The sequence below is a fragment of the Mycobacterium sp. 1245111.1 genome, assembly GCF_001673405.1.
GTDB lineage: Bacteria > Actinomycetota > Actinomycetes > Mycobacteriales > Mycobacteriaceae > Mycobacterium.
Genome location: NZ_LZLV01000029.1, coordinates 1 through 566 on the forward strand (window position 1 = coordinate 1; position 566 = coordinate 566).

1 protein-coding gene is annotated in these 566 nt (G+C 63.6%); it reads left to right on the plus strand.

The window, feature by feature from the left end:
* Positions 1 to 566 (plus strand): MMPL family transporter (locus A5658_RS05795; protein ID WP_156751280.1); only part of this gene is annotated, 566 nt, incomplete at both ends.

The following is a 566-nucleotide window of genomic DNA, read 5'->3' on the forward strand; positions in this document are numbered from 1 at the left end:
GACGGCTCCAACATCGACCTGTTGATCGCCGGGATTGCGGCGGCCACCTTGATTTTCGTCATCATGCTGGTGATCACCCGAAGCGTGGTGGCGGCCGTCGTGATTGTCGGCACGGTGCTGCTCTCGCTGGGCGCGTCGTTCGGGCTCTCGGTACTGCTCTGGCAGTACATCCTCGGCATGAACCTGCACTGGATGGTCTTGGCAATGGCGATCATCCTGCTGCTTGCCGTCGGTTCGGACTACAACCTGTTGTTGATATCCCGCTTGAAAGAGGAGATACCCGCCGGGCTGAAGACCGGGATCATCCGCGCGATGGGCAGCACCGGCAAGGTGGTGACCAACGCCGGTCTGGTGTTCGCGTTCACGATGGCCTCAATGGTGGTCAGCGACCTGCGCATCATCGGCCAGGTGGGCACCACCATCGGTCTCGGCCTGCTGTTCGACACGTTGGTGGTGCGCTCGTTCATGACGCCGTCCATCGCCTCGCTTCTGGGGCGCTGGTTCTGGTGGCCGATCAAGGTGCGACCACGGCCGGCCAGCGCGATGCTGCGACCCACCGGGCCGCG